At 67.4% G+C, this 5,179-nt stretch carries 7 protein-coding genes; 5 read left to right on the top strand and 2 right to left on the bottom strand.

Annotated elements, in window-relative coordinates; all coding sequences use genetic code 11:
- Nucleotides 1-580 (top strand): GTP cyclohydrolase II (gene ribA / locus VK533_RS16630; RefSeq protein WP_324379770.1); only part of this gene is annotated, 580 nt, incomplete at its 5' end.
- A complete protein-coding gene (locus tag VK533_RS16635; RefSeq protein WP_324379772.1) occupies nucleotides 577-1,080 on the top strand; it encodes a L,D-transpeptidase family protein in 504 nt (167 codons plus the stop codon). The genes ribA and VK533_RS16635, both read left to right, overlap by 4 nt.
- On the opposite strand, the gene VK533_RS16640 is transcribed toward VK533_RS16635, so the two are convergent.
- Nucleotides 1,073-1,744, bottom strand: a complete 672-nt coding sequence (locus VK533_RS16640) for a YggS family pyridoxal phosphate-dependent enzyme (protein ID WP_324379779.1) — start codon at nucleotides 1,742-1,744, stop codon at nucleotides 1,073-1,075. The two genes, VK533_RS16635 and VK533_RS16640, sit on opposite strands and share 8 nt — an antisense overlap.
- Before the next feature lie 19 nt (nucleotides 1,745-1,763).
- On the opposite strand from VK533_RS16640, the gene VK533_RS16645 reads away from it, so the two are divergent.
- Nucleotides 1,764-2,306: a thiamine phosphate synthase gene (locus VK533_RS16645; RefSeq protein WP_414712326.1), complete on the top strand. Its 543-nt coding sequence runs from the start codon at nucleotides 1,764-1,766 to the stop codon at nucleotides 2,304-2,306.
- Here VK533_RS16645 and VK533_RS16650 read toward each other — a convergent pair.
- A complete protein-coding gene (locus VK533_RS16650; RefSeq protein WP_324379774.1) occupies nucleotides 2,296-2,979 on the bottom strand; it encodes a hypothetical protein in 684 nt (227 codons plus the stop codon). The genes VK533_RS16645 and VK533_RS16650 overlap by 11 nt on opposite strands.
- A gap of 296 nt (nucleotides 2,980-3,275) precedes the next feature.
- On the opposite strand from VK533_RS16650, the gene VK533_RS16655 reads away from it, so the two are divergent.
- Nucleotides 3,276-3,719 carry a DUF3576 domain-containing protein gene (locus VK533_RS16655; RefSeq protein WP_324379775.1) on the top strand — a complete coding sequence of 148 codons (444 nt, stop codon included), beginning with the start codon at nucleotides 3,276-3,278 and terminating at the stop codon, nucleotides 3,717-3,719.
- Between the two features lie 9 nt (nucleotides 3,720-3,728).
- Nucleotides 3,729-5,179, top strand: a 1,451-nt coding sequence (gene leuS, locus VK533_RS16660; RefSeq protein WP_324379777.1) for a leucine--tRNA ligase, incomplete at its 3' end; no start/stop codon positions are given.

Below are 5,179 nucleotides of genomic sequence, written 5' to 3' on the forward strand. Positions count from 1 at the left end.
TCTCGCAATTGTCGCGCGCGCGCATCTGCCGGTGGCAGGCGCGGAGCAGAGCGAGATCGTCGCCTTCCGTTCGCCCGCCGACGCGGCCGAGCATGTCGCGCTCGTGATCGGCTCGCCCGACGGCAATCCGCCGCTGGTGCGGCTTCACAGCGAATGCCTGACCGGCGACGTGCTCGGCAGCCTCAAATGCGATTGCGGGCCGCAGCTCCATGCCGCGATCGACGCGATCGCCAAAAGCGGCTGGGGCATATTGCTCTATCTGCGCCAGGAAGGGCGCGGCATCGGCCTGATCAACAAATTGCGCGCCTATGCGCTGCAGGATCAGGGGTATGACACGGTCGAATCCAACCTGCGGCTGGGCTTCGCGGTGGATGCGCGCGATTTCGGCATCGCCGCCGCGATGCTGCGCCTGCTGAACCAGGACCGGATACGGTTGCTCACCAACAATCCGGCCAAGGTCGCCGCGCTGGAGGCGGCGGGCGTGACGGTGGTCGAGCGCGTGCCGCACAAGCTCCCGCCCAATCCGCACAATGCCCATTATCTCGACGTGAAGCGCGACCGCACCGGGCATCTGCTGTGAGGCTGGTCGCGGACGGCAAGGCAGGGCTCCTGCATGCCGGCGACCGCGTGATCCGGTGCAGCATCGGCCGGGGCGGGCTGATCGCGGCGGTCGACAAAAGGGAAGGCGATGGCGCGACGCCGATCGGGGCCTGGCCCATCCGTGGCGTGCTGCTCCGTCCGGACCGCGTGGCGTTGCCGGAGGGGCTGATGCTCCCTTGGCGCTGGATCCGCCCCGACGACGGCTGGTCCGACGGTGTCGGTGACCCCGCCTACAACCGTCCGGTTCGCCACCCGCATGGCTTTTCCGCCGAGAGACTCTGGCGCGACGACGGCCTCTATGACGTGATCGTCACACTCGGCCACAATGATGCGCCGCCCGTGCCGGGCGCGGGCAGCGCGATCTTCCTGCATTGCTGGCGCGACGGCGCGGCCACCGAAGGCTGCGTCGCGATCGCGAAGGAAGAATTGCTCGGGCTGCTGCCGGAGATGGACGCCGGCACGACGCTCGAGATCATCTAGCGCCGAACAAGGCCGTCCCGACGCGGACGCAGGTCGCGCCCAGCATCGCCGCCGTCTCGTAATCGGACGACATGCCCATGCTGAGCCCATCCAGCCCATTCTCCTTCGCCAGTTTGGCGAGCAAGGCGAAATAGGGCGCCGCTTCGGTCTCGGCGGGCGGGACGCACATCAGGCCGGCGATGGTCAGGCCGAGCGCGCGGCATTGCGCCAGCAATGCGGGCAGGTCGCCGATCGCGCAGCCGCCTTTCTGGTCTTCCTCGCCGATATTGACCTGCACGAACAAGGTCGGCGCGCGGCCGGCCTTGGTGATCGCCCTGGCGAGCGCTTCGGCCAGGCTCGGCCGGTCGAGCGCGTGGATCGCGTCGAACAGTTCGACCGCATCGTCCGCCTTGTTCGACTGGAGCTGGCCGACGAGGTGCAAGCGGATATCGGGCGTCGCCGCCTTGAGCGCGGGCCATTTGGCTTGCGCTTCCTGCACGCGGTTTTCGCCGAAGCTGCGCTGGCCGGCGTCGATCAGCGGTGCGATGGCCTCGGCCGGATGCGTCTTGGAGATCGCGATCAGTTCGATCGCATCGGCCCTGCGGCCGGCGAGCGCGGCGGCGCGCGCCAGCTTTTCGCGAACCGCGGCAAGGCGCGCGGCGGGGCCGTCTTCGGTCGGGAGCATTGCCGCGCTATAGGCGAGCATGATGCGTTCCCGCCAGCCTCTCCCGCGCCTGTGGTTGATGACCGACGAGCGCATGGGCGACGCGCTGTGGGATGCGCTGGTCCGGCTGCCGCGGGGCAGCGGCGTGATCTTCCGCCATTATGCGAGGGCGGATCGCCGGGCTTTGTTCGAGCAGGTGCGCACGATCGCGCGGAAGCACGGGCTGGTATTGTTGCTGGCCGGTTCGCCGCGCGAGGCCGCCGCGTGGCGGGCCCACGGCGCGCATGGCCGGTCGCCGCATCTGCGGACGGCGCGGCCGCTGCTCAGGACTGCGCCCGCGCATGATGCGCGCGAACTGGCGAAGGTGCGCGCGCATGCCGTCCTGCTGTCGCCGGTGTTCGCGACGCGCTCGCATCCTGGAGTGCGCACGCTCGGTCCGATCCGGTTCGCGATCCTGGCGCGGATGTCGGAGGCACCGGTGATCGCGCTCGGCGGCATGGACGCGGGCCGCTTCCGCCATCTGGCGCGGTTAGGCGCCTATGGCTGGGCCGGGATCGACGCTCTTTTAAGGATTAGAACTTGAAGGTGGTGCCCAGATAGACCGCCTGGCTGTCGCGGCGGTCATCGGTCAGCGACTGCATCTGCTCATGCTGCTGCTTGTAGCGCACGCCGCCGGTCACATTGAAGCGGCGGGTCAGCGCGTAGGAGCCGCCGAGGCCGACTGTGAAGCTTTCGTCGGCGGTGGGGCCGGCCGGCAGACGCGGCCCGGCGGCGCGCTCGCCCGCAAACTCAAGCTCGGTCGCCCAGCGCTTGCCGGAGAATACGAGGCCAAGATCGGCGGCTTCGCGCCCGTTCGGCAGCAAGCCGCCATCGATCCGCTGCACATCGCCCGACAAGGCAAAACGCTGCCAACCGATCGATGCGCCCAGGCTGTAGGCGAACGGCGCGAGACCGTCGCTCGGCAGCCCCATATTGTGCGCCGCCTGCTGGCGGGTCACGGCGCGCGATCGCACTGCCACGGTGACGGCGCGGCGGCTGCTGGTGGTGCCCGACGGGGTGAAGCGGAAGGCGCCGTCGTTGAAATCGGTGCTGCCGAGCCCGCTGCGCGCGAAGGCGGCGGCAAGGCGCGGATCGGCCGCGGCCGGGGTGAAGGCGTTGAAAGCGGGCGCGAACGCCGCCGGAGGGGCATGATGATGACGCCGGACCTTGGCATCCGCCGATGTCGCGGAGACGGCAAACAGGGCCAAGAGCGCCAAAGCGCCCCCCCCGTTCCTGACGTGCCCGCGAATCATATTCATTTGGGCCCCATATGGGTCGCTGGACAAGTTGTCGCTACCCCTGACACGCAACTCTGTTCCTTTAGCGTTACCGAATCATTTCTGTATGTTGCACTGGTCCCACATTTTATGGCGCAAAACGGGGTTCCTGTCGGTCTGTTCGACTGAATCGGCGCTGAATCGGCCCTTGCCGCAACCTGCCGCAGGCGGCTTGCGGGCCGCCGATGAGCTTCTATAACGACGCGCCTGCCCGACCCTCTGAGGTTTTAGCGTCCATGATCCGTCTTTCCCGTCCCCTGATCGGCCTGCTGGTGGTCGCGAGCCTCGCCGGCGTCGCCGATGCGCGCAAGAAGCAGCCCAAGCAGCCGCAGATGGCGCCCGTCAACGTCACCCAGATCGGCGTCAACGCCTATCTGTGGCGCGCCGCGCTCCAGACGCTTTCGTTCATGTCGATCGCGCAGACCGACAGCAATGGCGGCGTCTTCGTCACCGACTGGTACGTCAATCCGGCGGTGCCGTCCGAGCGCATGAAGGTTTCGGTCGCGATCCTCGACGCCGCGCTCCGCGCCGACGTGGTGCGCGTGGCCGCCGCCCGTCAGGTCTATCAGAACGGCCAGTGGGTCGACGCGGCGGTCCAGGCTTCGACCAACGAGAAGTTGGAGGAGATCATTCTCCAGAAGGCGCGCGACCTTCGACGTAACGCCGCCGCGAACGGATAAGGTTTTCCTGTGACGGAGCGGTTCGAGCCCCGCGACAGCGACGCGCGCTGGCAGCGGGAGTGGGAGACGCGCGGCACCTTCCATGCCGACGACGCGAGCCCCAAGCCCAAAAGCTATGTGCTGGAGATGTTCCCCTATCCGTCGGGGCGCATCCACATGGGCCACGTCCGCAATTACACGATGGGCGACGTGCTCGCGCGCTATCGGCGAATGCAGGGCATGGAGGTGCTCCACCCGATGGGGTGGGACGCGTTCGGCATGCCCGCCGAAAATGCGGCGATGGAGAAGAATGTCCATCCTGGTGCGTGGACGCGCTCGAACATCGAAGCGATGAAAGCGCAGCTCAAGCGGCTGGGCTTCGCGCTCGACTGGAGCCGCGAGCTCGCGACCTGCGAGCCCGATTATTATGGCCAGGAACAGGCCTTGTTCCTCGATCTGTACGAAGCCGGGCTGGTCTATCGCAAGGAAAGCGCGGTCAATTGGGACCCGGTCGACATGACCGTGCTCGCCAACGAGCAGGTGATCGACGGACGCGGCTGGCGCTCGGGCGCTTTGGTCGAGCGGCGCAAGCTCAGCCAATGGTTCCTCAAGATCACCGACTTCGCCGACGAGCTGCTCGACGGGCTGGATAGGCTCGAACATTGGCCCGACAAGGTGAAGCTGATGCAGGCCAACTGGATCGGCCGATCCAAGGGGCTGCGCTTCAAGTTCCGGTTGGACGGCGGCCCGCAGCCGGACGTCGAAGTCTTCACCACGCGGCCGGACACGATCTTCGGCGCGTCGTTCGTCGCGGTGTCGATCGATCATCCGCTGGCGCAGGCGCTGAAAGATGGAACGCCCGGCCTGTCCGCCTTCATCGACGAATGCCGCCACACCGGCACCGCCGCCGCCGAGATCGAGACCGCCGAGAAGAAGGGCTTCGATACCGGGCTGAGCGCGGTCCATCCGCTCGACCCGGAGTGGAAGCTGCCGGTGTTCGTCGCGAACTTCGTGCTGATGGAATACGGCACGGGCGCGGTATTCGGCGTGCCCGCGCACGACCAGCGCGACCTGGATTTCGCGCGCAAATATATGCTGCCGGTGACGCGCGTCGTCGCCAGGTCGGTCGACCATGCCAACGATCCGATCGGCGACGAAGCGGACAGCGACCCCGGCGTCGCGGTCAATTCGCGCTTCCTCGACGGTATGAATTCGGAGGATGCCAAGAACGCGATAGTCGCCCGCGCCGAAAGCGAGGGCTGGGGCGTCGGCACCACTGTCTATCGCCTGCGCGACTGGGGCGTCAGCCGTCAGCGTTACTGGGGCACCCCGATCCCGATCATCCATTGCGCGGATTGCGGCCCGGTCGCGGTGCCGAAGGATCAATTGCCGGTCGTGTTGCCCGACGACGTCAGCTTCGACATTCCCGGCAATCCGCTCGATCGTCATCCGACGTGGAAGCATGTCGCCTGCCCGAAATG

Source organism: Sphingomonas sp. (assembly GCF_035317925.1).
In the GTDB taxonomy this organism is placed as follows: Bacteria; Pseudomonadota; Alphaproteobacteria; order Sphingomonadales; family Sphingomonadaceae; genus Sphingomonas_I.

Coding starts and splice junctions, on each gene's coding strand:
- VK533_RS16655 (WP_324379775.1), top strand. CDS start 3,276: ATGATCCGTCTTTCCCGTCCCCTGATCGGCCTGCTGGTGGTCGCGAGC.
- VK533_RS16640 (WP_324379779.1), bottom strand. CDS start 1,744: ATGCTCCCGACCGAAGACGGCCCCGCCGCGCGCCTTGCCGCGGTTCGC.
- VK533_RS16645 (WP_414712326.1), top strand. CDS start 1,764: ATGATGCGTTCCCGCCAGCCTCTCCCGCGCCTGTGGTTGATGACCGAC.